The organism is Streptomyces sp. NPDC001393 (assembly GCF_053597455.1).
Map to the genome: position 1 here is coordinate 1 of NZ_JBSFIH010000024.1, position 26,699 is coordinate 26,699.

Genomic DNA, 26,699 nt, shown 5'->3' on the forward strand with positions numbered 1-26,699 from the left:
TGGGGGTCCCCCCGGCCGAAGGCTGGGGGAGTGCCGGGTCCTGGCCCTCGTACTGGATGTACTTGGGCCCGGGCCCGGTGCGGCGAGTGGGGGCACCTCCCACGCCCTTGAGGCAGTGGGGGAGCGTGCATGGCGTCGCGGGGCAGGCGGGAATGTGACGACAGGCCTAGGGGCGCCGGTGGTCCGGTGTCCCTCTCATTCTGGCCACGTCTCGCCGCCTTGCCGCCCGGCGCACCGGCCGCAAGGTGGGTTACCCTCGCGGAACCGTCCGCCGTCCCCGGGAGGAGTGACGACCGTGAGCGCGCGTGTGCGCCGGATCTACGACCCGCCCGAGGCCGACGACGGCCTGCGCGTCCTGGTCGACCGGCTGTGGCCGCGCGGCCTCGCCAAGGACGCCGCCCGCGTGGACGAGTGGCCGAAGGTGCTCACGCCGTCGACCGAGCTGCGCAGGTGGTTCCACGGGGGCGGCTCGTACGAGGAGTTCAGGAGCCGCTACGAGGCCGAGCTCGACGCCCCTGAGGCCGCCGGACTCCTCGACGGCCTCAGGAACTCGGTCCGCACCGGCAGGGTGACCCTGCTGACCGCGTCCAGGACGCCGGAGCGGAGCCACGCGCAGGTCCTGGTGGAGCTGCTGACGGGCTGAGATCAGCCCGTGTGCCCGGCCGCGTGCCGGCCCGCGGCCCGGCCGGAGAACAGGCAGCCGCCGAGGAAGGTGCCCTCCAGCGCGTTGTAGCCGTGCACACCGCCGCCGCCGAAGCCGGCCACCTCGCCCGCCGCGTACAGTCCCTCGACCGGCGTGCCGTCGGCGGTCAGGGCGCGGGAGTCCAGGTCGGTCTGGATGCCGCCGAGGGTCTTGCGGGTCAGCACGTGCAGCCGCACGCCGATGAGGGGGCCCGCGGCGGGGTCGAGGATGCGGTGCGGCGCGGCGACCCGGCCGAGCCGGTCGCCGATGTAGCGGCGGGCGTTGCGGATGCCCTGGACCTGGGAGTCCTTGCTGTAGGGGTTGGCCATCTGCAGGTCGCGGGCCTCGATCTGGCGGCGCACCTCGGCCGCGTCCAGCAGCGGCTTGTCGGTGAGCGCGTTCATCTTGCCGACCAGTTGCTCCAGGTTGCCCGCGGTCACGAAGTCCGCGCCCTTGTCCAGGAAGGCCTGCACCGGCGCGGGCGCGCCCTGGCCGAGGAGCCGGTCGCGCAGCACGGCCCTGCGGTCCTTGGCGGTGATGTCGGGGTTCTGCTCGGAGCCGGAGAGCGCGAACTCCTTCTCGATGATCTTCCGGGTGAGGATGAACCAGGAGTGGTCGTATCCGGCGATGTCCTCGGTGGTGCGCAGGTACTTGAGCGTGTTGAGGGTGTCGTACCCCGGCAGGCAGGGGTCGGGGAGGCGGCGGCCGAGGGCGTCCAGCCAGATGGAGGACGGGCCGGGCAGGATGCGGATGCCGTGGCCGGGCCAGATGGGGTCCCAGTTCTGCAGGCCCTCGGTGTAGTGCCACATGCGGTCGCGGTTGACCAGGCGGACGCCGGCCTCGGCGCTGATGTCCAGCATCCGGCCGTCGACGTAGGCGGGAACGCCGGTGACCATCTCGGCCGGCGGGGTGCCGAGCCGGGCGGGCCAGTAGCGGCGGACGATGTCGTGGTCGGCGCCGATGCCGCCGCTGGTGACGACGACGGCCTGGGCGGTGAGTTCGAAGTCGCCGACGCGGTCGCGGCTGGAGGCGACACCGCGCGGCGAAGGGTCCTCGGCGAGGACGGTGCCGCGCACCGCGCGCGCCGTGCCGTCCTCGATGACCAGCTCGTCGACCCGGTGGCGGTGGTGGAAGGTCAGCAGTCCGTCCCGGGCGGCCTGGCGGGCGTACCGGACGAAGGGTTCGACCACGCCGGTGCCGGTGCCCCAGGCGATGTGGAAGCGGGGTACGGAGTTGCCGTGTCCGCCCGCCCTGAGGTCGCCGCGCTCGGCCCAGCCGACGGTCGGCAGCAGCTCGATGCCGTGTCCCTTGAGCCAGGACCGCTTCTCGCCGGCCGCGAACTCGACGTACGCCCGGGCCCAGCGCACCGCCCAGGAGTCCTCGTCGTCGAGCCGGTCGAACTGGGCGCTGCCCCGCCAGTCGTTCCAGGCGAGGTCGAAGGAGTCCTTGATGCCCAGGCGGCGCTGCTCGGGCGAGTCGACGAGGAAGAGCCCGCCGAAGGACCAGAACGCCTGTCCGCCGAGATTGGCGGCGTTCTCCTGGTCGACCAGCGCCACCCGGCGGCCCCGGCTGGTGAGCTCGTGTGCCGCGACCAGGCCGGCGAGGCCCGCTCCGACGACGATGACGTCCGCGTCCATGGCGACTGTGTCCTTCCTCAGATCCTCGATGGGGAACTGCTGCCGTCGGTGAGAAGTGCGGTGAGCAGCTGCTTCAGCCAGACCCGGGCGGCGTCGACGTCCTTGTCCAGCAGCAGCTGGACGGTGACGCCGTCGTACGCGGCGACCACGGCGTGCGCGGCGCCGTCCACGTCCCCGAGCACGGCGGGCAGTTCGGTGTGGCCGCGGGCCCGGAAGAGCCGGTCGGCGATCGCGTCACGGAGCCTGGCGCGGTGGTCGAGGAGGGCCCGGGCGGTCTCCGGGTCGCGGGCGGCGTGCACCAGGAAGTCGGTCTTCACCAGCAGCCAGTCCACGTCGAGCAGCAGCACCTCGGTGACCCGGTCCACGGAGGCCGGCACGTCGATCCCGGGCCCCTCCTGGGCGAGCGCCTCGGCCACCTGGGAGGCGATGAGGTCGGCGCGCTCCTGGTAGAGCGCGAAGAACAGCTCGTCCAGGGTGGCGAAGTTCGAGTAGAAGGCGCCGCGGCTGAAGCCGGCCGCTTCGCAGACCTCCTCGATGGAGACCCGTCCGAAGCCCTTGGCCGCGAACACCTCGAACGCGGCGCCGAGCAGGCGGGCGCGGGTCTGCTCCCGCCGCCGGGTGACGCGCCTGGGGGTGTCTTCCATGGGCTCACAACCTCCGTCCGATACAGGAATGTATCCGATACACCGATGCATCGAAAGACCGCGCCTCCACCCATCAAATGGGAACGTATTTTCGATTAAGGGGTAGGCTGGATCCATGTCCACGCACCTGCAGGGCTCCCTGTTCGACCAGACCGACGAGCTGCGACTCGGCCCGCTCGACGGGCTGCGCCGGACCGTCCTGGGCGCCGGCGCCTGGATCGACGTGCTGCCGGGCTGGCTGAGCGGGGCCGACGCGCTGTTCGAGAAGCTGGCGGCGGACGTGCCGTGGCGCGCGGAGCGCCGCACGATGTACGACAGCGTGGTCGCCGTACCGCGCCTGCTGGCCTTCTACGCGGCCCAGGACCAGCTCCCCCATCCGGTGCTGGACCAGGCCCGTGACGCGTTGTCCCAGCACTACGCCGAGGAGCTGGGCGAGCCGTTCACCACCGCGGGGCTGTGCTTCTACCGCGACGGCCGGGACAGCGTGGCCTGGCACGGCGACCGGATCGGGCGGGGCGCCCGTGAGGACACGATGGTCGCGATCCTCTCCGTCGGCGCGCCCCGGGACCTGCTGCTGCGCCCGGCCGGCGGAGGCGGTACGGCGCTGCGGCGGCCGCTCGGACACGGCGACCTGATCGTGATGGGCGGCTCCTGCCAGCGGACCTGGGAACACTGCGTGCCGAAGTCCGCCCGGGCCACGGGGCCGCGCATCAGCATCCAGTTCCGGCCGCACGGCGTGCACTGACCCGGGCCACCGGTGCGGGCCGCCGGAACTTCTGGTTGGCTGTCCCCGACGGTCAGCCACACAGGGCTCGGGGAGATCATGCGGGCAGAGGTACACCACGTCGCCGACGGCACCTATCTGGTGCACGGCAACCACGTCAACTGGGTGATCCTGAAGGACGGGGACGCCGTCACCCTGGTGGACACCGGTTACCCGGGAGACCGCCAAGGAGTCCTCGACTCCCTGGCCGAGGTGGGCAGTTCACCGGAGGCTGTCGCCGCCGTACTGATCACCCACGCGCACAACGACCATCTGGGCTCGGCCGAGTACCTGCGGGCGACCCACGGCACTCCCGTGTATCTGCACCCGGCCGAAGTGCCGCACGCGCGACGGGAGTTCCTGCAGCAGGCCTCCATCGGGGACGTGGTGCGCAACGCCTGGCGACCCGGCGTCGTGCCCTGGGCGCGGCACGTGATCAAGGTGGGCGGCACCCGGCACAACCCGGTCACCGCGCCCGAGCCGTTCCCTGCCGACGGCCCGCTGGACCTGCCCGGCCGCCCCGTGCCCGTGCACACCCCGGGCCACACCGACGGCCACTGCGTCTACCACCTTCCCGAGGCGGGCATCGTCATCTCCGGCGACACCCTGGCCACCGGGCACGCGACCTCGCGGGTCAAGGGCCCGCAGATACTGCTCGACTTCTTCCACCACGAGCGCGCCGGTGTCCTGGCCTCCCTGGAGACGATCGGCGCGCTCGACGCCGACACCCTGCTGCCCGGTCACGGGCCAGTCCACCGGGGTCCGGTGCGCACGGCGGCCGAGCTGGCCCGGGAACGGGCCTCCTAGAACCCCCAGCCGGGGCCTTAGGGTTCGTGCCATGGCCTTGCAGATCAGCGCCACGAACCCGGAGCACCCCGCGCTCCTGCTCGCCCTGCCCTGGGACGTGCCCCTTCAGGAGTGGCCCGAGGAGTACCTCGTGCCGCTGCCGCGGGGCATCTCCCGGCACGTCGTGCGCTACGCGCACGCCGGCGACGAGGTGATCGCCGTCAAGGAGCTGGCCGAGCGGCCCGCGCTGCGCGAGTACGGGCTGCTGCGCGACCTCGACCGGCTCGGCATCCCCGCCGTCGACCCGCTCGCCGTGGTCACCGGCCGCACCGACGGCTCGGGCGCCCCGCTGGAGCCGGTCCTGGTCACCCGGCATCTGCGCGGCTCGATGCCGTACCGCTCGATGTTCGAGACGACCATGCGCCCGGCGACCATGCACCGGCTGATGGACGCCCTCGCCGTGCTGCTGGTGCGGCTGCACCTGGCCGGGTTCGCCTGGGGCGACTGCTCGCTGTCGAACACCCTCTTCCGGCGGGACGCGGGCGCCTACGCCGCCTATCTGGTCGACGCCGAGACCGGCGATCTGCACCCCCGGCTGAGCCCCGGGCAGCGGGAGTACGACCTCGATCTGGCCCGGGTGAACATCAGCGGGGAACTGCTGGACCTGGAGGCGTCCGGTGCGCTGCACCCGTCCGTCGACCCGGTGGAGTTCGGGCACGAGATCTGCACCCGGTACCAGGGCCTGTGGCAGGAGCTGACCCGCACCTCGGTGTATCCGGCGGGCAAGTACCACTACATCGAACGCCGGATCCGCCGGCTGAACGACCTCGGTTTCGACGTGGCCGAGATGCAGATCGAGCACTCCGCAGGCGGCGACACCGTCACCTTCGTGCCCAAGGTCGTCGACGCCGGCCACCATCAGCGCCAGCTGCTGCGGCTGACCGGTCTGGACGCCGAGGAGAACCAGGCGCGGCGGCTGCTGAACGACCTGGAGAGCTGGATGGCCACCCAGGACGACTACGCGCCCGGCGATCCCCTCGCCGCCCGCCCCGAGGTCCTGGCCCACCGGTGGGTGCGGGACGTCTTCCGGCCCACCGTCCGCGCGATCCCGCTCGGGCTGCGCGGCTCGATGGACCCGGCCGAGATCTACCACGAACTCCTCGAACACCGCTGGTACCTGTCCGAGCGAGCCCAGCACGACATAGGCCTCGACACGGCCGTCGAGGACTACATCGGCAACGTCCTGCCCAGGGCGCGGGCGACGCTGGAGCCGACCGAGGCGGAGTAGCTCAGTCGTGCGGGACCACGGCGACCGGGCACTCGGCGTGGTGCAGCATCCCGTGTGCGACCGAGCCGATCCGGGCGCCCACGGCCATACGGTGCGCCCGGCGCCCGACGACCATCAGCTGAGCCCGGCCGGCCGCGGACAGCAGCACCTGGCCCGCGCTGCCCATCTCGACCTGCTCGGCCACGGGCACCTGCGGGAACCGCTCCCGCCACGGCCGGAGCGCCTCGGTCAGCGCCTGCTGCTCGTAGGGTTCGAGACCGCCCGCGTCGTCGAGGAGCCTGAGCGAGCCGGGGCTGTAGGCGAAGACGGGCGGCAGGGTCCACGCCCGTACGGCCCGGACGGCCGCGCCCCGGGCCGCCGCCGTCTCGAACGCGAACCGCAGGGTGGCCGCGCTGTCCTCCGCGTCGCCGTGCTGGCCGACCACGACGTCCCGCCCGGCGGCTTCGGCGGCCGGCTGGTCCCCGGCCCGCACCAGGACCACCGGCCGGTCGGCCTCGGCGATCACCTGCTGGCCGACCGACCCCAGCAGGAACCCGATCACGGGCCCGTGCCCGCGCGAGCCCAGCACCAGCATCTCCGCCTCCGCCGCGGCCCGGGCCAGCGCGTGCACGGGCTCGCCCTCGACCACGTCGACGCCCACCTCAAGCCCCGGATGCCGCTCCGAGACGGCCCGCACGGCCTCCGCCACCCCTTGCGACACCCAGCCGTGCTGGGTGTCCCGGTCCGCGGTGGCGAGCGACTCGGCGTACCGCCAGGCGTGCACCATGCGCAGGGGCAGCCCACGGCGTACGGCCTCCCGGCCCGCCCACTCCAGCGCGGCCAGGCTCTCCTCGGTGCCGTCCACCCCTGCCGTGATCGGGCGTGTCATGCGTGGGTCTCCTCGTCGCCGCGCTCGTGATGCTGGTGGTGCCCACTATGGGTCACCGTCGCCCACGGGCACGCCTGTCTCCCCCACCTGCCGTCGGGCGATTCCTCGGGTGAGCGGCGGGCGGGCCGGGCGTGCTGCCTGTCGTACCCCAGGGCGGACCGGGGCGATCGAACATACGATGGCTGGGAACCGGTGCGGTGGTCTCCATGACACCGGCCCGTGGAACCAACGCTCGGGGTGGGAGACGTATGGCACAGGCCGCCGACGCAGCGCGGACCGTCATCCTGACCGTGGACGACGACCCGGGAGTCTCCCGTGCCGTCGCCCGCGATCTGCGGCGGCGCTACGGCGAGTCGTACCGGATCGTGCGCGCGGAGTCCGGGGAGTCCGCGCTCCAGGCGCTGCGCGAGCTGAAGCTGCGCGGCGACCTGGTGGCGGTGATCCTGGCCGACTACCGCATGCCGCAGATGAACGGCATCGAGTTCCTGGAACAGGCGCTGGACGTCTACCCGGGGGCGCGGCGGGTGCTGCTCACCGCGTACGCGGACACCAACGCCGCCATCGACGCGATCAATGTCGTCGATCTCGACCACTACCTGCTCAAGCCCTGGGATCCGCCGGAGGAGAAGCTCTATCCGGTCCTCGACGACCTGCTTCAGGCGTGGCGCAGCAGCGCCTACAAACCCGTGCCCAGCACCAAGGTCGTCGGGCACCGCTGGTCGGCGCGATCGTCGGACGTGCGCGAGTTCCTGGCCCGCAACCAGGTGCCCTACCGCTGGTACTCGGTGGAGGAGCCCGAGGGGCAGCGGCTGCTGGCGGCCGCCGGGGCGGACGGGCGGCGGCTGCCGCTGGTGATCACGCCGGACGGCGGCACACTGGTCGAGCCGGAGGCGCCCGAGCTGGCGGCGCGGGTGGGCCTCGCGACCACGCCGACGGCCGACTTCTACGACCTGATCGTGATCGGCGGCGGTCCGGCCGGGCTCGGCGCGGCCGTGTACGGGGCCTCCGAGGGGCTCAGGACCGTGCTGGTGGAGCGGTCGGCGACCGGCGGGCAGGCCGGGCAGAGCTCCCGGATCGAGAACTACCTGGGCTTCCCCGACGGCGTCTCCGGCGCCCAGCTCACCGACCGGGCGCGCCGGCAGGCCGCCAAGTTCGGCGCCGAGATCCTGACCACCCGCGAGGTGACGGGACTCGAGGTCAACGGCGCCGCCCGGGTCGTACGGTTCGCGGACGGCTCGGCGATCGCCGCGCACAGCGTGATCCTCGCGACCGGCGTGCAGTACCGGCAGCTCCAGGCCCAGGGCTGCACCGGTCTCACCGGGTGTGGTGTGTTCTACGGCTCGGCACTGACCGAGGCGGCCTCCTGCCAGGGGCAGGACATCTACATCGTCGGCGGCGCCAACTCGGCGGGCCAGGCGGCGATGTACCTGTCCCGGGGCGCGAAGTCGGTGACGCTGCTGGTGCGCGGCCCCGACCTTTCGGCCTCGATGTCGCACTACCTGATCCAGCAGATCAACGAGGCGCCGAACATCTCGGTGCGCCCGCACACCGTGGTGGACGCGGCGCACGGCGTGGACCGCCTGGAGCAGCTGACGCTGCGTGACACCGTGACCGGTGAGACCGAACGGGTCGACGCGCACTGGATGTTCGTGTTCATCGGTGCCGCCCCGCTGACCGACTGGCTGGGCGACGCGGTGCTGCGTGACGAGCGCGGGTTCATCCTGGCCGGGCCCGATCTGACCGCCGACGGGCGGCCGCCGGCCGGCTGGGAGCTGGACCGGCCGCCGTACCACCTGGAGACCAGCGTCCCCGGCGTGTTCGTGGCGGGTGACGCCCGTGCCGAGTCCGCAAAGCGGGTCGCGTCCGCCGTCGGAGAGGGAGCCATGGCCGTGATGCTCGTCCACCGGTATCTGGAACAGTCATGAACGGGCAGGAGCAGTCATGAGCGGGCAGATCGTGCCGTGCAGCCCCAAGGAGATCGGCTCGCTGTTCCTCTTCGAGAAGCTGAGCCCGGAGCAGCTGGGCCGGCTGTGCAGCGAGGGGCGGGTGGAGCTGTTCCAGCCCGGTCCGGTGTACACCGAGGGGGATCCGGCCACCTGTTTCTTCGTGATGATCGAGGGCACGGTCGTGCTCTCCCGCCGGGTCGGCGGCGACGACGTGGAGGTCACCCGCGCCTCGCAGCCCGGGGTGTACGCCGGCGCGATGCAGGCCTACCTCGGTGACCGGGTGCGGCAGGTCTACAACAACTCGATGCGGGTGACCGAGCCGACGCGGTTCTTCGTGCTGCCGGCGGACATCTTCGCCGACGTCATGACCGAGTGGTTCCCGATGGCCGTACACCTGCTGGAGGGCCTGTTCTTCGGGTCGAAGAACACCCAGGCGGCGATCGGGCAGCGGGAGCGGCTGCTGGCGCTCGGCTCGCTGTCGGCCGGGCTCACGCACGAGCTGAACAACCCGGCCGCGGCCGCGGTCCGGGCCACCGCCACCCTGCGCGAACGGGTCGCCAAGATGCGGCACAAGCTCGCCGTGATCGCCGAAGGCCCCTTCTCCCGCGACGCGTTGGCGAGCCTGATCGAGATCCAGGAGCGCACCGCCGAACGGGTCGCCAAGGCCCCGGTGCTCAGCCCGCTGGAGGCCGCCGACCGGGAGGATCTGCTCACCGACTGGCTTCAGGACCACGGGATCGACCACGGCTGGCAGCTGGCTCCGACCTTCGTGCAGGCCGGGCTCGACGTCGACTGGCTGGAGCAGGTGGCCGCCGCCGTGGACGAGGAGATCCTGGCCGGTGCCATCGGCTGGCTCAACTACACCATCGAGACCGAGCTGTTGATGAGCGAGATCGAGGACTCCACCACCCGCATCTCGCATCTCGTCGACGCGGCGAAGCAGTACTCGCAGCTGGACCGGGCACCCTACCGCGTGGTGGACGTGCACGAACTCCTCGACAGCACCCTGCTGATGCTCTCCGGCAAGATCGGCGCCGGTATCGAGGTCGTGAAGGAGTACGACCGCACGCTCCCGCCGGTGCCCGCCTATCCGGCGGAGCTGAACCAGGTGTGGACCAACCTGATCGACAACGCGGTGTCCGCCATGAACGGCGCGGGCGGCACGGGCACGTTGACCGTACGGACCGCGCTCGACCACGAGCGGCTGCTGGTGGAGTTCCGGGACACCGGGCCCGGCGTGCCGCCCGCGATCAAGGACCGGATCTTCGACCCGTTCTTCACCACCAAACCGGTCGGCGAGGGCACCGGGCTGGGCCTGGACATCTCCTGGCGGATCGTCGTCAACAAGCACCACGGCAGCCTGCGCCTGGAATCGGTGCCCGGCGACACCCGCTTCCAGGTGCTGCTGCCGCTCACCGCGGAGGTGCCGGAGGAAGTGGAGGTGACCGTATGAACGCTGTCGACGCAGTCGACCCGGGCGTCCCGCCCAGCGGTCCGGGATGTGCGGAGTGCGAGGAGGCCGGCGGCTGGTGGTTCCATCTGCGGCGGTGCGCGCAGTGCGGGCACATCGGATGTTGCGACGACTCCCCCGCCAAGCATGCGACCGCGCATTATCGCGCGACGGGGCATCCGGTGATCCGGAGTTTCGAGCCGGGTGAGGAGTGGTTCTGGAACTACGCGACGGATGAGTTGTACACCTCGGGGCCTGACCTCGCGCCGCCGGTCAGTCATCCTTCGGATCAGCCGGTACCGGGGCCTGCGGGGCGGGTGCCGGAGAACTGGGCCGAGACCTTGCGGGGTTGAGTGCCTGCCGGCTCGGGGGAGTTCCCTGACCACGCGGCTGCGAGTCATGGCGCGCCGGCGTGTCAGGATGGGGGGCGTGTCGCAGATCGCCTTCAGTGCGCCGCCGTTGATCGGGCGGGACGAGGAAGTGGCCCGGCTCATGGGTGTGCTGGAGGGTGCCCGGGGTGGGGCGGCGCGCGCGGTGCTGGTCGCCGGGGACGCGGGGGTCGGCAAGACACGGCTGCTGGAGGAGGTCGCGGGGCGGGCGGCGCGGGCGGGGACGACCGTGGTCACCGGGCACTGCGTGGACCTGGGCGACGTCGGTCTGCCGTATCTGCCGTTCACCGAGGTCCTCGGCGCGCTCGGCGCCGACGCGCGCTTCACGGCCGTACTGGCCGCGCATCCGGCGGTGGACCGGCTGCTGGGTGCGGGGACGGACCCGGCGGGCGGTCCGGACGGGCGGCTGCGGCTGTTCGAGGACGTCGCCGGGCTGCTGGCCGAACTGGCCGCCGTGGCACCGCTGCTGCTGGTCCTGGAGGACCTGCACTGGGCCGACCAGTCCTCCCGGGACCTGCTGCGCTTCCTGCTCAGCCGGGGTGTGCTGCACCGGTCGGGCGGCGGCCCCGAGCGGCGCCTCGCGGTCCTCGCCTCCTACCGGGCGGACGATCTGCACCGCCGCCACCCGCTGCGCCCGCTGCTCGCCGAACTGGTGCGGCTGCCTGCCGTGGAGCGGCTGGAGCTGCGGCCGCTGCCCGATCCCGAGGTCGCACGGCTGGTGCGGGCGCTGGAGGAGCGCCCGCTGCCCGAGGCCGTCGTGCGCCGCATCGTGGCCCGCGCGGAGGGCAACGCGTTCTATGCGCAGGAGCTGTTCGCGGCGGCCGGCGCGGACGCCGACGGGGTGCCCAGCGGGCTCGCGGACCTGCTGCTCATCCGGGTCGAGCAGCTGACCGAGACCGCCCAGCAGGTGCTGCGCACCGCCGCCGTGGCCGGGCGCCGGGTGGAGCACGAGCTGCTACGCGAGGCGGCCGGGCTCCCCGAGGAGGACCTGGAGGCGGCGCTGCGCGAGGCTCTCGGACGGCAGCTGCTCGTTCCCGGGGACGGCGACACCTACGCCTTCCGGCACGCCCTCACCCGCGAGGCGGTCTACGCCGACCTGTTGCCCGGCGAGCGGTCCCGGCTGCACGGGGCGTACGCGCGGCTGCTCGCCGCCCGCGGCCGCGCACCGGAAACCGCGGCCGAGCGCGCCCACCACGCGCGCGAGAGCCACGACCTGCCGGGGGCGCTCGCCGCCTGCCTGGAGGCGGCCGACCACGCCCGGCGGCTGGGTGCGCCGGCCGAGGAGCTGCGGCATCTGGAGACGGCACTGGACCTGTGGTCGTCGGTGCCGGCCGAGGCCCGGCCGAGCGCCGACGGGGTCGCGCCCGTCACGCTGACCCTGCGGGCCTCCGCCGCGGCCGCGCAGGCCGGGGACTCCCATCGGGCGGTCTCCCTCACCCGGGCCGCCCTCGCCGAGGTCGGCCAGGACGCCGACTCCGCGCTCGCCGCCCGGATCCGATACACCCTCGCCGGCAACCTGCTCACCGTGGACCGGCTCCAGGCGGCCTACCGGTACAGCAGCGAGGCACTGGCGCTGATCCCCGCCGAGCCGCCGTCGCGGACCTGGGTGTGGGCGGCGGCCACCCATGTCATGGCGGCCCGCCATCTCGGCCCGGACGACCAGGCCCTGAGCATCGCCCACCGTGCCCTGCGCGTCGCCGAAGAACTGGGCATGGCCGACGCGCAGGCCGATCTGCTGATCACCCTGGCGAGTTTCGAAGGCGGCGGCCGGTGCTCCGCTAAGGGCCAGGAGCGGCTGCAGCGGGCCCGGGAGCTCGCACGGTCCGCCGGACACGGTCCCGTGGAGATGCGGGCGCTGTTCAACCAGGCCATCAGCCGCCTGGAGGCCGGCGATCCGCAGGCATGTCTGCCCCTGCTGGCGGAGGGGCTGGAGCGGGCCCGCCGGAGCGGGCTGCTGTCCTCGCCGTATCCGCTGGAGATGCGGTATCTCCAGCTGCTGGCGCTGTACACGCTCGGCCGGTGGGACGACTGCCTGGGTACGGCGGCCGAGGCCGCGGCCGTCCTGCCGGCCACGGGCGCCTTCGCGGCGGGCCCCGCGCTGTACGTGGCGGTGGCGCGGGGCGACGCCGGGGCCGTCGGACGGGCCGAGGCGCTGCTGGAGGGGCCGTTCAACTGGATGGGCACCCTGGTCGCCGGCATCGCCCTCACCGACGCCGCCGCGCTGCGCGGCGCCCCGGAGGCGGCCGTGGAGCGGATGCGGGCGGCGCTCGGCGCGCTCGGCGACGACTCGGGGCGGCGGCCCGATGTCACGGTCCGGCTCGCCGCGCTCTGCCTCACGGCGGTCGCCGACCGGGCCGTGGAACTGCGGCGTGCCGGGGACGAGTCGGCGCTGCGCGGCTGGGCGGAGACCGCGACCGACCTGGTGGCACAGGCGCGGGCGTCGGCCGCGCGGGACGAGGAGGGCCGTCCGCAGGGGCCCGAGGGCCAGGCCTGGCTCGCCCGCGCCGAGGCGGAGTGGGCGACGGCCGTCTCCGGCCCTGACCCGTCGGCCTGGGAGAAGGCGGTCGCAGCGTTCGCGTACGGCGATGCGTACGAACAGGCCCGCTGCCGGGTGCGGTACGCGGAGGCGCTGCTGGCCGTCGAGCGGCGGGCGGAGGCGGCGCAGGAACTGCGCACGCCCGAGTCGACGGCGCGCGCACTGGGCGCGGCACCGCTGCTGGCACGGATCGACGCGCTGGCCCGCCGGGGCCGTCTCACCGCCGCCGGTACCCCCACGGCCGGTGCCGCTCCGCTGACCGCCCGGGAGCAGGAGGTGCTGCGGCTCCTGGCGCGGGGCCGCAGCAACCGGCAGATCGGCGAGGAGCTGTTCATCAGCGGCAAGACGGCGAGCGTGCACGTCTCCAACATCCTGGCCAAGCTGGGTGCCGCGAGCCGTGCGGAGGCGGTGGCGATCGCCTACCGCCGGGGGCTGATCGCACCGGAGCCGACCGGGGCGGGGTGAGCCGGCCGGCCCTCCGGTGAGCGGGCGCAGTCGAGGCTGCCGAGGCCGACTGCGTCGGCCAGCGCCCGCATGCCCCGGTCGTCGGGGTGGAGGTGGTCACCGCCGTCGAAGCGCGCGAGCAGCCGGGCGGGGGCACGGGGGCTGCGCAGGACACGGTCGAAGTCGGTGACCGCGTCGAACTCCCCGTCGGCGCGGACGAATCGGTTCACTGCCCGGCGTACGGCCTCGGCGGCCGGGCGCCATTCGGGCCGGCCCTCGAAGGGGCCGATCGTGGCGACGACCACGCACTTGCCCGCCGCGTGCACCCGCTCGGCGATCTTCCGGTAGCCGGCGATCAGATCCTGCGCGGTGACGCCGGGGTGCGCCTTGAGGTCGTTCACCCCCTCGAAGAGGAGGACGGTGCGCACACCGGGCAGGGACAGCACGTCCCGGTCCAGGCGGTGCAGGGCGCTCTGCCCGAAGCCGTCGGTGAGCACCTGGTTGCCCGAGATACCTTCGTCGGCGACGCCTTGGACGGCCGCGTGGGCCGTGTGCAGGCGTCTGGCCAGGTAGTCGGGCCAGCGGCGGTTCAGGTCCGTGGTGGAGTGCCAGCCGTCGGTGATGGAGTCACCGAGCGCGACCACGGCCCCGGTGGCGCTGCGGGAGGGCCGTACGGACACGGCGTCGAGGTACCACCAGGAGCCGGTGGTCCGCGTCCAGTCGGCGCCGCTCTGCTCGGCGGTGTGGTCGCCCCGGCCGGTGTAGGAGGTCTGCATGGCCGGCCAGTGGCCGGTCGCCGGTCCCGCCGCGGCCGGGGTGTACAGGCTGACCACCAGATCGCTGCCCGCGCGCAGACGGCCGGGCAGCGGGTCGCTCCAGGCGGTGGCACCCGCCGGGACGATGACCGTACGGGCGCCGCCGAAGGTCAGCGGCCGGTTGCTGCCCGGCCGCAGGGCGGCTCCCTCGCTGCGCACTCCGGCGTAGACGCTGTCCACGGTCAGCGAGCGGTCGCCGAAGGCATTGCTCAGACGGATGCGCAGATCGTCGCCGCCGACGCTGGTGTGCACGATCAGCCGGTAGCCCTCTCCGGCGGTGCCCTCGCCCATGCGGTCGGCGCTCGCCGCCCAGGTCACCACCCCCGAGGCCTGCTCGGCGGAGGCGGGCAGCGCGCCCGCCCGGGCGGGCGCGGACTGGCAGACGACGGCCGTGAGCAGGACGGCGGCGACGCGGCGGACGCGTCCGAACCGGCCGGTCATCGCGCGAGGCCCCGGAACGCGCCGGACCCGCCGGGTTCGCCTGCGGACCGTCCGGGACGTGCCTGCGTATCCCACGGACGTCATGGTCCCGCCGCCACCGAGGACGCGCACCTCGGCGGGTTGCCGGATGCGGGCGAGTACAGCCGCTCGCGCCGGGCGCCGAGGGTCACGGGCCGTCGGTGGCGCGGAGCGGATCTGCCTGCGCCGTAGGACAGTTGAAGAAACGGCCGTGCGGGCCCCGGACATGCGGATGCCCCGCGCGAGGCGGGGCATCCAGGACTACGGCGGCTCTGTCAGTGCTTGGCCGGCGTGTTGGCGGCGGTGACGTTGACCGCGGCCCACGCCTTGTCCACCGTCTTGTACTCGGTGCTGTTCGCGCCGTACAGGTCCTTGGCCGCCTTCAGCGTCGCGATGCGCGCGTCGTGGAAGGAGGTCGTGGAGACCATGTAGCGGGTGAGCGCACGGTAGAAGATCGCGGTGGCCTTGGCGCGTCCGATGCCCTTGACCGTGGAGTGGTCGTAGGTCGGCGAGTCGTAGTTGACCCCGTTGATGGTCTTCTTGCCGCTGCCCTCCGCGAGGAGGTAGTAGGCGTGCGAGGAGACACCGGACCCGGCGTGCACCTCGGTGTAATAGGTGTCCGGCGACCAGTAGTCGATCGTGCCCTCGAGCTTGTCGAGCGACGGGTGGTCGAGACGGCGCAGGAACTTCTGCGCGAGGCCCAGCTTCTCGCCGATCAGGTAGTCCGGCGTGTCCTTCGGGTTGTTGGCGTAGAACTCGACGTTGGAGCCGAAGATGTCCGCGAGCGACTCGTTCAGCGCGCCGGGCTCACCGTACTGGTTGCCGTTGGAGTCGACATAGGTCGGCGCCAGCTTGGCGGTCGCGTCCACCACGCCGTGCGTCAGCTCGTGACCGGTGACGTCGAGGACGACGAGCGGCTTCTTGAACATCTGGCCGTCGCCGTCGCCGTACAGCATGCAGTTGCAGGTCGGGTCCCAGAAGGCGTTGGCGACCTTGTTGCCCCAGTGGACCATGCCCTGGGCGGGCTTGCTGTTGTCGGCTATGCCCTTGCGCCCGAAGGTGGCCCTGTAGAAGTCCAGGGTCTTGGTGATGCCGTACTGGGCGTCGGCGGCGGCGCTGGCACGGTTGCCGGTCGTGCCGTTGCCCCACACGTCGGTCGTGTTCGTGAACTTCGCACCCGAGCCGAACTTCTCGGTGGTCGAGCCCTTGGCGTCCCGCGTCTCGGTGCCGTACCGGCTCGGGTCCTTGAGCTGGTAGTGACCGCGCGAGGTCGCCGTGGTGGTCAGGCCGACGGTGCCCACGAAGAGGGTCTTGCCGGTGCCCTTGGCGGCCGACGGGTAGCTCGCGGCACCGGAGGCACCGGAGCCGAGCAGGGACTCGGGGGCGGCGGAGGCGGTGCCGCTGGCCGGGTCGGCGGTCTCGCCGTGCTTGCGCAGGCTCTCCAGCAGCTTCGGCGACAGGAACTCGTCGCTGTCGGGGGTGTTGCTGCGCACCTTGCCGGTGACGGCGTCGATGACGACCGTGTTGGTGCCGTTCTGGTCGGTCACCGTCACCTGGTACGCGAGGGCGGAGGATCCGCCGCGCGCGTCGACGACGAGCTGGGCGGTGCCCGCGTCGCCCTTGGCGGCCTGGGCGGCCTTGGCTGCGGCCTGGTCCGCGGTCAGCTTGGCCGTGGTGGTGGCGGGCTGGACGGCGTGGCCGGCGGCGCGGGTCACGCCGGCGTAGGCCAGCTGGTGGTCGAGGTGGACGACGAGGTCGCCGCCGAGCACGGGCATGCCGTCGTGCGTGCGGACGAACCGGACGTGCCGGGCACCCTCGGGGTCGAACATCACGTCCTGCGCGTGCAGTTCGTCGCCCTGGGAGACGCCGGTCGCCGAGGCGTGGGCGAAGGCCGCGGTGCGCGCCGCCTCGACCACCGCGGTGGCGTCCGTGGTGGCGGCCGCCGAGGACCGCTCCGCCCCCGTGGAGGGACCCGCGAAAGCCGTACCGGCCAGACCCGTGGCAGCGGTGGTCACCGCGATGGCGACGGCCACACTGCGTATGTGAGGTCTACGCAAGGATCAGGGTTCCTTCGTTCTGAGGCAGCCGGGATCCCCAACCGCCTTGACGCATGACGCGGTTCCGCGTCACGGGGGCTGGTCGGGCCCCAGGGCGTAACCCTTACGGATCAGTCATGTCCACGTAAAGACGGAATGATCGATTTCGCGATCTTCTATGGCAATCCTTTACGAATGTGCGCCACAGAGTGATCACACCCTGACCAACTGTGTGTCGGCTGTGGAGACGTCGACCCAATCCCCCAGGTTCCCGGGCCTGAATGTGACCGACGTCGCATCAGACCTCGCACGAACGCGTATCGCTGACAGCGGGTGGCGGCGGACTTTCCGTGATCTTGGCGGAACGGCATGGTCCGGGACACCATGCCCCGCATGAAGGGTGATCTCTTTTCCAGTGAGCACGTGGTGCAGCCGGCCGTGGAGCCGGGCATGTCCGTCGAGAACGCCAAGTGCATCAAGTACGCGGTGAACGGCGAGATGTACGCCCGCCAGGGCGCGATGATCGCCCATCGCGGCAGCCTCAGGTTCGAGCGCAAGGGGCAGGGCGTCGGCGGCATGCTGAAGCGTGCGGTCACCGGTGAGGGACTGCCCCTCATGGCGGTGCGCGGGCAGGGTGAGGCCTGGTTCGCGCACGAGGCACAGAACTGTTTCATCGTCGAGGTCGAGGCCGGCGACCAGTTCACGGTCAACGGCCGCAACGTGCTGTGCTTCGACGCCTCGCTGTCGTACGACATCAGGACGGTGAAGGGGTCGGGCATCGCCGGCGGCGGTCTGTTCAACAGCGTGTTCGGCGGACAGGGCCGGCTCGGTCTGGTCTGCGAGGGCAACCCGCTGGTCATACCGGTCTCCCCGCAGTCGCCGGTGTACGTCGACACGGATGCGGTGGTCGGCTGGACCGCGCACCTGGAGACCTCGCTGCACCGCTCCCAGTCCATCGGCTCGATGCTGCGCGGCGGTTCCGGTGAAGCCGTGCAGCTGATGCTCCGGGGGGAGGGCTTCGTCGTGGTGCGCCCGAGCGAGCTGACGCCGCAGAAGTCCCAGCAGCACTGAACCTTCACAGCATGTTCCGCGCCGCACGGGCAACCCCGTCGTCGTACCCGCGTCTTGATCGGCAACAGACCGGGCCCCGGCCCAGCGGCCGGGGCACCGACCACCCATTCCGTCACCCCGTCACCGTCCCGGCCGTGAGGTGCAGGCCCGCCGCGAAGACCGCCCCGCTGATCGACGCCACGGGGCGGCCGTACCGCGGCGCCGGCCCAGGTCCGCGCGCACGCGACCGCCACCCGGGCGCTGCCCTCGGAGGCGCCACTGGCGTCCCAGGCGGCCGGGGACCTGTTCCGGCTGCCGAACTTCCTGGTGGGCCGCGAGGTGCAGGGCGGCTGCGAAACCGTGTTGACCGCGGGAGTGCGCGCGGGTCAGGGTGCGATCGGCGCGGCCCTCACCCCCGCGCCGGAAGGGTGAAGCACCTTGATCGGCATCAGGGAGATCGAAGCCGCGGCGGAGCGGATCGCCGGGCACGTCGTGCGGACGCCGACCGTGCCGAGTCCGGGCCTGACCGAGCTGCTCGGCGTCCCCGTCACCGCCAAGCTCGAACTGCTCCAGCGCACGGGCTCGTTCAAGGCACGGGGAGCGACGGCGAAGCTGCTGTCGCTGAGCGAGGCCGAGCGGGCGGCGGGCGTGGTCGCGGTCAGCGGCGGCAACCACGGGATCGCCCTCGCGGTGATGGCCGCGGCCCTCGACGTGAAGGCGACCGTGGTCATGCCCCGCACCGCGCCCGAGCGCTCCATCGCCCTCGCCGGGCGGGCAGGGGCGCAGGTGCGGCTGACCGACGGCATGGACAGCGCGTTCCAGCTGATGGCCCGGCTGCGGGACGAGGGGCTGACCCTGGTCCACCCGTTCGACGACCCGGTGGTGATCGCCGGACAGGGCACGGCCGGGCTGGAGTTGGCCGAGGATGCGGAGGACGGCCTGACGGACGTCGTGGTCAGCATCGGCGGCGGCGGTCTGATCGCCGGCATCGCCGCGGCCCTCGCCGCCCGGCGTCCCGGCGTGCGCGTCTGGGGCGTGGAGACCGGGGGCGCCGAGGCCATGTCCGCCGCGCTGAGGGCGGGCGGACCGGTGCCGGTGTCCGTGTCGTCCCTGGTGACCACGCTCAGCGCGCCCTCCGTGTCCCAGCTGACGTACGACCATGTGTCCGCGCTGGTCGAGGAGGTGCTGGTGGTGCCGGACCGGGACGCGGTGCAGGGCTCGCTGGAGCTCGCCGACCACGCCAAGGTGTGGGCCGAGCCGGCCGCGGGCTGTCTGCTGCCGGCGGCCCGCCAGGTCGTGGCCAGGGTCGGCGGCGGCGCCCGGATCGGACTCGTGGTGTGCGGCGGCAATACGACACCACGGGAGCTCACCGGCTGGGCCGAGCGGTTCGGGCTGTGGTGACTCGCCGGCTGGTGTGAGCCAGGGCCGCGCCCGGGAATTTACCCTCGGTTACCCGCAGGTCGAACGACCGCCGGGCGCGACCATCCCAAACTCGCAAGCCCTTTCGAAGAATTGAATGAAAGGCAGGAACGGCGCAGAGTCACGGATTCTTTGAACGCACCCCCGCACGCCCCCCGTACCTCTCTGAGACACGAAACAGGGGTTTCAGCGAGGGATGACCATGACCAAGGCGCATGTCTCCGCACACGAGTTGGTCGCCGGCCGGTACCGGCTCCTGGAGGTCTTCGCCCGCGAGACGAACCGCCTGTGGTGGTACGCCGAGGACGTGGCGGCGGAGCAGCCCCGGCTGGTGGCCCAGACCACCCTGCCGGAACCCTCCGCCGACGACGGCGCGCGCCGGGTCACGGCCCGTGTCGTCCGGACCTCCGAGACCATGAGGCTGCTGTGCCCCGGCCAGGTCGCCACGGTCGTCGACGCCGTGGTGGAGGCCGGCACCCTGTGGACGGTCACCGAGTGGATCGACGGCACACCCTTGGTCGAACTCCTCGACCGCGAGGGCGCGTTCAACGTCGCGCGGGCGGCCCGGGTCGGCCTGGAACTGCTCGACGTGCTGCAGGCCGCGCACGACGAGGGCATCACGCACGGCGAGCTGAGCCCCGGTCAGGTCTTCGTCCGGGACAGCGGCCCGGTCGTGGTCGCCGGGTTCGGGCTGGCCGGCGCGACCCTGGTGCCACGGCTCGCGGCACCGTCGTACGCCTCGCCCGAACAGGCCCGCGACGAGCGCATCGGACCGGCCGCCGACCTGTGGGCGCTGGGTGCGCTGCTGTACACGATGGTGGAGGGGCGGCCGCCGTTCCGCGACCGCGGCAGGCCCGACGCCACCCTGAAGGCCGTGGACCGGCTGCCGCTGCGCACTCCCTTGCGCACGGGCCCGCTCACCCAGGCCGTACAGGGGCTGCTGCGGAAGAACTCGCGGGAACGGCTGTCCCGGCCGGTGGTCAGGCAGGCCCTGATCCGGGCCCTCGACGAGGACGCCGACGCCGACCGTGAGCCGGCCCCCGTGCCCCGGCTGCGCGCCGCGTACGCCGGTGTCCGCCTCGCCGGGCGGGAACCGGGCAGACGGATCCTGGCGGCCGGTACCGCGCTGGCCGTGGTCACCGTCGTCGCCGCCGTGCTCGCGGCCACCCACCAGCTGCCGGGCACCGGCGGCGCGCAGGCACCGGCCCGCCCCACCGCCTCGGCCACCCCGTCCGGCCGGCACACCGCTGGCCCCTCGTCCTCCTCCCCGGCCCCGGCTCCGAGCGCCTCCCCCGCCCTGCCGGCCGGCTACCACCGCTACACCGCCCCGGAGGGCTTCTCCGTCGCCCTGCCGGACGGCTGGCAGCGGCTGACCACCACCCGCGTCAGCGGCGCCTACCGCGTCATCTTCGGCCGGGGCGGCAGCTCCCCCACCCTCGCGGTGACCCACACCGAGCATGTCGGCCTCGACGACCCCGTGGCCGTCTGGCGGGACGACGTCGAGCCCGGACTGCGGCGGCTGCCGGGCTACCAGAGCGTGCGCGCCGTCCGCGCCACCACGTACCAGGGGTACCGGGCGGCCGACCTGGAGTGGCTGGCGGGGACGGGGGACGCGCGGGTGCACACCTTCGGGCGTGGCTTGCTGACGGGCGGCGGCGACGGCTTCTCGCTGCGCTTCACGACACCGGCCGCGGCCTGGGCCGACGCCGCGAACCGGCTGGCGCTGAGGACGTTCCTGCAGACGTTCCGGGTGCCGCAGGACTGACCGGCGCCGGTGGCGCGTTTCCGGGCCGCCACGCCGGGGACTCGCCCGCGCGCTGTTCGAGGGCGGCCATGTCACCCACCACGGGCCGCTGGACCGGCTGCGGGAAGACCCCGAGCTGCAGGCGGAGGTGGCGCGTGACGTCGTACGGACCGTCGACCTGAAGAGGGCCGTCGCGGCCGAGAGCCGGGCCGCCGACCGGATCGGGTACGTCCGGCAGATCGCCGAGTCCGGGCAGATCAGGACGCCGGCCGGGCAGACCGTCGACGCTCCGGCCGACCTGCGTGAGGAGGCCGAGCGCCATCTGTCGCTGCTCGACGAGCTGGTGGACGGCGAGGACACCGGCGAGTGGGCCACCGAGGCCTACGACACCATGAAGTCGCTCGTCGCCGAGGCGGTCGAGGCCGACCACGAGCTGCGGATCCAGGAGCGGCGGACGAAGTTCTACGGCAGCCTGCAGAAGGCGACCAGGGCGTTCGAGGAGCTGACCTTCGACGACGCCCAGGACTTCTACGAGGACGACATGGTCCGGCGCCTGGACAAACTCCAGCAGGCCTTCGGCAGCTGCCTGGCCGCGCTGCGCGGAGCCGGCGGGAATCCGTCGCGGGGTTGAGCATCCCGGGCGTCATGGGGGTACTAGAGGGTCCTGAGCCGATCGTCGCCGGAGGCCCTCGCGTGACCGAGTTCGTGCACAAGACCCTGGTGGTGCAACTCCACTCGGAAGGCACCGGCCGGTGCCCCGTGCTGGCCCATCTCCGTTACGACGCCGGCGACCCGTTCGCCGTCACCGCCGTCTTCGGTCACGACGGCCGGGTGCTGGCCTGCTGGCGGCTGGACCGGGAGATGCTCTCCGAGGGGCTGGCGCGGCCCGTCGGTGTGGGCGACGTACGGCTGCGGCCGGCCGCGACCGGCGCGTGGCATGAGCTGCGCATGGAGTTCCTCGGGGACGTCCGCCCGGACGGTGGCCGGCAGCACGCCGTGGTGTTCGCCTGGGCGCCCGCGGTCGCCGCGTTCCTGCGGGAGACTCACCGGATCGTGCCGCCGGGGCGGGAACGCGCCCCCGTCGACGAACTGTTGGCCGAGATCCTCTCCGCGGGCTGACCCGGCCGGGCACGCCGGGGGATCATGACCCGGCCGTACGGCCGCCCCCGGCCCCGGGCGGGCGCACGTCCCCGTCCTCGGCCTCGGACCGGGACTCGTGCCGGCGGCGGGCCCACAGGGGCAGGCCGAGCCACCACAGCAGGTACCAGACGACGACCGCCGCCACCAACGCAGGCACATAGGTGCCGTGCGTGGCCACCCGGAGGATCAGCAGCAGGGCCGAGGTCATGGTGGCGAGCAGCAGCACCAGGCCCACCAGGGTCATCCGGGACGCCAGCCGCACCGCCTGCGGCTTGACCCGGCGGCCGGAGACCAGGCGGTGCAGGGAGACCGGTCCGACGAGGGCGCCGGTGGTGCAGGCGCCCAGGACGACGGTCACGATGTAGATGACCTGGTCGGTGTGGGGCAGCGTGCCGTACTTCGGCTGGAAGACGACGGTCAGCAGGAAGCCGAACAGGATCTGCACGCCCGTCTGGGCGACGCGGACCTCCTGGATGAGCTCCACCCACATCCGGTCGGCCCGCTCCTCCTCGGTCTCGTTGCGGCCCCTGCGCCGTCCCTCCGCCGTCATGCGGTGCGTGTAACCGTCCGGCCGTTCGTTCAAACGGTGCCTACCAGCGGTGCTCGACCTGGTCCTTGATCCGCCGCTCGTACAGCTCACGGATCGCGGTGAACGTCTCCTCGGGCAGCGGCGGCAGCTTGGCGGCGGCCGCGTTCGCGCGGGCCTGCTCCGGGTGGCGGGCGCCGGGGATCACCGTGGTCACGCCGTCCTGCGCGATGATCCAGCGCAGCGCCAGCTGGGCCGGGGTGTACCCCTCGGGGGTGAGCGCGGCGAACTCGGCGGCGGCCTCGACACCGGTCTCGTAGTCGACGCCGGAGAAGGTCTCGCCCTGGTCGAAGGCCTCGCCGTGCCGGTTGAAGGTGCGGTGGTCGTCGGCCGCGAACACCGTGTCCTTGGTGTACCTGCCGGACAGCAGGCCGGAGGCGAGGGGCACGCGCGCGATGACGCCGACGCCGGCCTCGCGGGCGGCGGGGAGCACCTCGTAGAGGGGTTTCATGCGGAAGGGGTTGAGGATGATCTGCACGCTCGCCACGTTCGGCCGGGCGATCGCGGTCAGCGCCTCGGCGCAGGTCTCCACGCTCACCCCGTACGCCGCGATGCGCTCCTCCTCGACCAGGGTGTCCAGGGCGTCGAACACCGCGTCGGTGGAGTAGACGGGCGTCGGCGGGCAGTGCAGCTGGACCAGGTCGAGGCGGTCGACCCCGAGGTTGCGGCGGGAGCGGTCGTTCCAGGTACGGAAGTTGTCCAGGACGTAGTTCCCGGGGATCTGCTCGACCCGGCGGCCCATCTTGGTCGCCACCAGCACATGCAGGTCGGGGCGGGTGCGCAGGAAGGTGCCGATGGTCTCCTCGCTGCGTCCGTCGCCGTAGACGTCGGCCGTGTCGAAGAAGGTGACCCCCGACTCCGCGGCGGCCTCCAGGACGGACTCCGCCTCCTTGGCGTCCACGTCACCCCAGTCGGCGCCCAGCTGCCATGTGCCGAGGCCGATCACCGATGCCCACTGACCCGACCTGCCGATTACGCGTTCGTCCATGGCGCCAGTGTGTCATCCGGCACCGGGGCTTGCGGAACGAGCCGCTCCGGCGGGCGAGCTGTGTCTGTATCACCCACATGAGTGAGAGGGGCCGACGGAACATCGTCGGCGGCAGGGCGGTGCTTAGCCTGACCGTGTGATCGATCGTTCCGTGGACAACTTATCTCTCTCCAACGGTGGTTGGGATCGTCCCAGCCGGCGCGGTCTGCTGCGCGGCGCCGCCGCGCTGGCCGCCGTACCGGTGCTGATCGCGGCGGATCCGGCGGTAGCAGTGGCCGAACTCCCGGACTTTCCGGCGCAGGTGGCGCTGTATCGCTCGGCGTACCGCAACTGGGTGGGCGAGATCACCGCCGACGGTCTGTGGGCCTGTGCCCCGGACGGACCGGAGCAGGTGCTCGCCGTGGTGAACTGGGCCTGGCGCAGCGGCCGGCGGGTCCGCGCGCGGGGCTGTTCCCACGGCTGGTCGCCGCTCACGATCACCGAGGGGACGCGGCCGGACACCCGCGTGCTGCTGGTCGACACGACCCGGCATCTGACCGGGCTGAAGCTGGAGTCGGGATCGGCGGTCCGGGCCGGAACCGGAGTCACCCTGGAGGCGCTGCTGACCTTCCTGGAGGGGCACGGTCTCGGCCTGACCGCGACGCCCGCGCCGGGCGACCTCACCCTGGGCGGTGCCCTGGCGATCGACGCGCACGGCACCGCCGTACCGGCCGCCGGTGAACGCCCGCCGCCGGAGGCCATGTACGGCTCGCTCAGCAATCGCGTGCTGGAGTTGACGGCCGTGGTGTGGGACGCGGACCGCGGGGCGTATGTGCTGCGGACGTTCCGCCGTGCGGAGGCGGACTGCGCCGCGCTGCTGACCCATCTCGGGCGGGCCTTCGTCACCGAGGTGGTGCTGCGGGTCGGTCCGGACTCACCCCTGCGGTGCGTCAGCCGTACGGACGTCCCGGCCCGCGAGCTGTTCGCGGCGCCCGGCTCCGGTGGGCGCACCCTGGCGAGCTTTCTGCGGCGCTCGGGCCGCGTCGAGGCGATCTGGTTCGCCTTCACCGAGTTTCCGTGGCTGAAGGGGTGGAGCGTCGCGCCGGTGCGGCCGACCGGCTCCCGGCACGTCACCTCGCCGTACAACTACCCGTTCTCCGACAGCGTGCCGACGCCGGTGGCCGATCTGGTGGGGCGGCTGGTGGCGAACGGGGCCTGGTACCTGGCGCCGGAGCTGGGCGCCGCGCAGCTGACCGTGGCTTCGCTGGGGCTCGCGGCCACGGACTCCGCCGACCTGTGGGGGCCGTCGAAGAACACGTTGCTGTACCTCCGGCCGACCACGCTCCGGGTGACCGCGAACGGGTACGCGGTGCACACCTCGCGGGCCGGAGTGCAGCGGGTGGTGCACGAGTTCACACGGTTCTACCGGGAGCGGCTGGCCGCGTACGCGGCACGGGGCCGTTTCCCGGTCAACGGCTCGGTCGAGATCCGGGTGACGGGTCTCGACGACCCGGCCGAGACCGGTGTGCCCGGCGCCCGGGTCCCGCTGCTGTCCGCGCTGCGGCCGGTGGTGGACCGTCCCGAGTGGGACACCGCGGTCTGGCTGGACGTACTGACCCTGCCCGGCACGCCGTACGCCGAGGAGTTCCTGCGCGAGCTGGAGCGGTTCCTGCTGCGCAGCTACGGCGGCGGCTCCGCCCTCGCCCGCGTGGAGTGGTCGAAGGGCTGGGGGTACACGACGCAGGCCGCCTGGAGCGACGCCGAGGTACTGGACAGGGCCGTGCCCGGCAGCTTCGGGCCACGGGTGTGGGCGCGGGCGGTCGAGACCCTCGACCGCCTGGACCCGCACCGGGTGTTCGGCAATGCCTTCCTGGACCGGCTGCTGCGCTGACGTACGTGAACATGTGGATCGCGTAGCCGCAGGCGGTGACGGCGGCGCCCAGTGCGAGGCGCTCAGCCGAGGTTCTTCTCCAGTGCCGCCAGATAGTTGTGCATGAAGTGGTCGCGGATGCCGTCGGAGGCGGGTGCGAAGGCGTCGGCCGTCAGTCCGGTGGCCCGGTCGGCGAGCGCCGACAGCATCGGCATGCTCTCGTGCAGCCGGCCGTGCGAGTCGATGTAGCGCAGGGCGCGGACATGGGTGAAGACGGGCTCGGGCGGCAGTTGGGGGACGATGTCGTTGTTGTTGACGAAGCGGTACATGCGGCCGCCGAATCCCTTGTGGAACGCCTCGGCGAGCAGTCGGTCGCAGGTGCGCGGCTGACCGTAGGTGTACACGCCGTCCGCGGCCAGGTACGGCTCCTCCAGGTACATCCGCGCGCCGGCCAGCATCGCGAGGGCGCCGCCCAGGCTGTGCCCGGTGAAGTACACGCTCTGCCCGTTGGTGCGCAGTTCGGCGAGGGTGTGGCGGACGACCGGGTAGACCGATTCCAGGGCCTCGGCGAATCCGTGGTGGACGTATCCGTTGCCGCCGGGTCCGGGCCTCGGCGGGGTGGCGGCGTCGGTGAGCCAGTCCTTGATCTGGGCGGGTTCGGTGCCGCGGAACGCGGTGATGATCATCCGCTCGCCGGCCATGGTGTACGCCTGGGTGTCCTGCAGCGGGAAGGGCGGGGTGAACCGGGTCTCGTGGTGACGCACCTGGTCGAAGCCCCACTGGGCGGCCTGGTCCTCGATGACGGTGCGGTCCTTGTAGGCCAGGTCGGCCGCGCGGGCCAGCCAGTAGGCGCGTTGCGGGCTGTAACCGGACGGGGTCTGGTCGAACGGGACGGATACGGCCATGGACAGGACTCCTCGGGTGTGGGGGGAAGCCGGGGTGGGGGAAGCCGGGGTGGCCGGGCGCGGCGGCACGGGCGGGAACGCGCTGGCCCGCCTTCTCACCCAGCGTGGCCGGACGGCACCGCAGGGTAGCAGGGCCGGCGGGCTGCCCGATCGCGTCACTTTGGCGTGGTGAGCCGGGCCACTCGGACGGGCGGCGGACGAGAAGGTCCACCGCAAACGCGGCCGGCGCGGCAAGGAATTCCCCGTTCCGGGGCAGGTGGCACCCCGGCCACGGC

21 protein-coding genes and 1 pseudogene are annotated in these 26,699 nt (G+C 72.8%); 14 read left to right on the top strand and 8 right to left on the bottom strand.

Annotation, left to right across the window (positions count from 1 at the left end; all coding sequences use genetic code 11):
* Positions 1-295 precede the first annotated feature (295 nt).
* Positions 296-643 carry a DUF488 domain-containing protein gene (locus ACWC2T_RS24480; RefSeq protein ID WP_450672485.1) on the top strand — a complete coding sequence of 116 codons (348 nt, stop codon included), beginning with the start codon at positions 296-298 and terminating at the stop codon, positions 641-643.
* A gap of 2 nt (positions 644-645) precedes the next feature.
* Here the strand turns inward: ACWC2T_RS24480 and ACWC2T_RS24485 are convergent, their stop codons facing one another.
* Both ACWC2T_RS24485 and ACWC2T_RS24490 read right to left on the bottom strand, forming a co-directional pair.
* The gene (locus ACWC2T_RS24485) at positions 646-2,319 is read right to left on the bottom strand and encodes an FAD-binding dehydrogenase (RefSeq protein WP_450672486.1); all 1,674 of its coding nucleotides are present in this window, start codon (positions 2,317-2,319) and stop codon (positions 646-648) included.
* A 17-nt stretch (positions 2,320-2,336) separates the two neighbouring features.
* Positions 2,337-2,963 carry a TetR/AcrR family transcriptional regulator gene (locus ACWC2T_RS24490; RefSeq protein WP_450672487.1) on the bottom strand — a complete coding sequence of 209 codons (627 nt, stop codon included), beginning with the start codon at positions 2,961-2,963 and terminating at the stop codon, positions 2,337-2,339.
* 115 nt (positions 2,964-3,078) lie between these two features.
* Between ACWC2T_RS24490 and ACWC2T_RS24495 the strand changes: the two genes are divergently transcribed.
* The 3 genes from ACWC2T_RS24495 to ACWC2T_RS24505 all read left to right on the top strand — a co-directional run bounded on the left by ACWC2T_RS24495 (position 3,079) and on the right by ACWC2T_RS24505 (position 5,800).
* A complete protein-coding gene (locus tag ACWC2T_RS24495) occupies positions 3,079-3,708 on the top strand; it encodes an alpha-ketoglutarate-dependent dioxygenase AlkB (RefSeq protein ID WP_450672488.1) in 630 nt (209 codons plus the stop codon).
* A gap of 78 nt (positions 3,709-3,786) precedes the next feature.
* Positions 3,787-4,533: an MBL fold metallo-hydrolase gene (locus ACWC2T_RS24500; protein ID WP_450672489.1), complete on the top strand. Its 747-nt coding sequence runs from the start codon at positions 3,787-3,789 to the stop codon at positions 4,531-4,533.
* A gap of 31 nt (positions 4,534-4,564) precedes the next feature.
* A complete protein-coding gene (locus ACWC2T_RS24505; RefSeq protein WP_450672490.1) occupies positions 4,565-5,800 on the top strand; it encodes a DUF4032 domain-containing protein in 1,236 nt (411 codons plus the stop codon).
* Position 5,801: 1 nt separating this feature from the next.
* On the opposite strand, the gene ACWC2T_RS24510 is transcribed toward ACWC2T_RS24505, so the two are convergent.
* On the bottom strand, positions 5,802-6,668 hold the full coding sequence (locus ACWC2T_RS24510; protein ID WP_450672491.1) for a universal stress protein: 867 nt from the start codon (positions 6,666-6,668) through the stop codon (positions 5,802-5,804).
* 248 nt (positions 6,669-6,916) lie between these two features.
* Between ACWC2T_RS24510 and ACWC2T_RS24515 the strand changes: the two genes are divergently transcribed.
* The 4 genes from ACWC2T_RS24515 (at position 6,917) to ACWC2T_RS24530 (ending at position 13,454) form a co-directional block, all read left to right on the top strand.
* A complete protein-coding gene (locus ACWC2T_RS24515; protein ID WP_450672492.1) occupies positions 6,917-8,593 on the top strand; it encodes an FAD-dependent oxidoreductase in 1,677 nt (558 codons plus the stop codon).
* 16 nt (positions 8,594-8,609) lie between these two features.
* Complete coding sequence (locus ACWC2T_RS24520; RefSeq protein WP_450672493.1) at positions 8,610-10,067, top strand: ATP-binding protein; 1,458 nt, start codon at positions 8,610-8,612, stop codon at positions 10,065-10,067.
* The gene (locus ACWC2T_RS24525; protein WP_450672494.1) at positions 10,064-10,417 is read left to right on the top strand and encodes a UBP-type zinc finger domain-containing protein; all 354 of its coding nucleotides are present in this window, start codon (positions 10,064-10,066) and stop codon (positions 10,415-10,417) included. Before ACWC2T_RS24520 ends, ACWC2T_RS24525 begins: the two co-directional genes overlap by 4 nt.
* Positions 10,418-10,484: 67 nt before the next feature.
* Entirely contained in the window at positions 10,485-13,454 is a 2,970-nt protein-coding gene (locus tag ACWC2T_RS24530) for a helix-turn-helix transcriptional regulator (protein WP_450672495.1), read from the top strand.
* Here the strand turns inward: ACWC2T_RS24530 and ACWC2T_RS24535 are convergent.
* The gene (locus tag ACWC2T_RS24535; RefSeq protein WP_450672496.1) at positions 13,409-14,689 is read right to left on the bottom strand and encodes an SGNH/GDSL hydrolase family protein; all 1,281 of its coding nucleotides are present in this window, start codon (positions 14,687-14,689) and stop codon (positions 13,409-13,411) included. The genes ACWC2T_RS24530 and ACWC2T_RS24535 overlap by 46 nt on opposite strands.
* Positions 14,690-14,982: 293 nt before the next feature.
* Positions 14,983-16,764 carry a M4 family metallopeptidase gene (locus tag ACWC2T_RS24540; protein ID WP_450672497.1) on the bottom strand — a complete coding sequence of 594 codons (1,782 nt, stop codon included), beginning with the start codon at positions 16,762-16,764 and terminating at the stop codon, positions 14,983-14,985.
* Between the two features lie 372 nt (positions 16,765-17,136).
* On the opposite strand from ACWC2T_RS24540, the gene ACWC2T_RS24545 reads away from it, so the two are divergent.
* The 5 genes and pseudogenes from ACWC2T_RS24545 (at position 17,137) to ACWC2T_RS24565 (ending at position 22,075) form a co-directional block, all read left to right on the top strand.
* On the top strand, positions 17,137-17,814 hold the full coding sequence (locus ACWC2T_RS24545; RefSeq protein ID WP_450672498.1) for an AIM24 family protein: 678 nt from the start codon (positions 17,137-17,139) through the stop codon (positions 17,812-17,814).
* Between the two features lie 417 nt (positions 17,815-18,231).
* On the top strand, positions 18,232-19,194 hold the full coding sequence (locus ACWC2T_RS24550) for a threonine/serine dehydratase (protein ID WP_450672499.1): 963 nt from the start codon (positions 18,232-18,234) through the stop codon (positions 19,192-19,194).
* A gap of 214 nt (positions 19,195-19,408) precedes the next feature.
* Positions 19,409-20,977, top strand: a complete 1,569-nt coding sequence (locus tag ACWC2T_RS24555) for a serine/threonine protein kinase (RefSeq protein WP_450672500.1) — start codon at positions 19,409-19,411, stop codon at positions 20,975-20,977.
* An 88-nt stretch (positions 20,978-21,065) separates the two neighbouring features.
* Positions 21,066-21,587 (top strand): annotated as a pseudogene (locus tag ACWC2T_RS24560) (hypothetical protein); the annotation flags it as partial.
* A 62-nt stretch (positions 21,588-21,649) separates the two neighbouring features.
* Positions 21,650-22,075, top strand: a complete 426-nt coding sequence (locus tag ACWC2T_RS24565; protein ID WP_450672501.1) for an SsgA family sporulation/cell division regulator — start codon at positions 21,650-21,652, stop codon at positions 22,073-22,075.
* Between the two features lie 22 nt (positions 22,076-22,097).
* Here ACWC2T_RS24565 and ACWC2T_RS24570 read toward each other — a convergent pair whose 3' ends face one another.
* Both ACWC2T_RS24570 and ACWC2T_RS24575 read right to left on the bottom strand, forming a co-directional pair.
* Positions 22,098-22,646 (bottom strand): DUF6328 family protein, encoded by a 549-nt coding sequence (locus ACWC2T_RS24570; RefSeq protein WP_450672502.1) that lies wholly within the window; start codon positions 22,644-22,646, stop codon positions 22,098-22,100.
* A gap of 40 nt (positions 22,647-22,686) precedes the next feature.
* Positions 22,687-23,670: an aldo/keto reductase gene (locus tag ACWC2T_RS24575; RefSeq protein WP_450672503.1), complete on the bottom strand. Its 984-nt coding sequence runs from the start codon at positions 23,668-23,670 to the stop codon at positions 22,687-22,689.
* Between the two features lie 151 nt (positions 23,671-23,821).
* Between ACWC2T_RS24575 and ACWC2T_RS24580 the strand changes: the two genes are divergently transcribed.
* The gene (locus ACWC2T_RS24580) at positions 23,822-25,540 is read left to right on the top strand and encodes a cholesterol oxidase substrate-binding domain-containing protein (protein WP_450672504.1); all 1,719 of its coding nucleotides are present in this window, start codon (positions 23,822-23,824) and stop codon (positions 25,538-25,540) included.
* 62 nt (positions 25,541-25,602) lie between these two features.
* Here the strand turns inward: ACWC2T_RS24580 and ACWC2T_RS24585 are convergent, their stop codons facing one another.
* Complete coding sequence (locus ACWC2T_RS24585) at positions 25,603-26,424, bottom strand: lipase family protein (protein WP_450672505.1); 822 nt, start codon at positions 26,422-26,424, stop codon at positions 25,603-25,605.
* Positions 26,425-26,699: the final 275 nt, after the last annotated feature.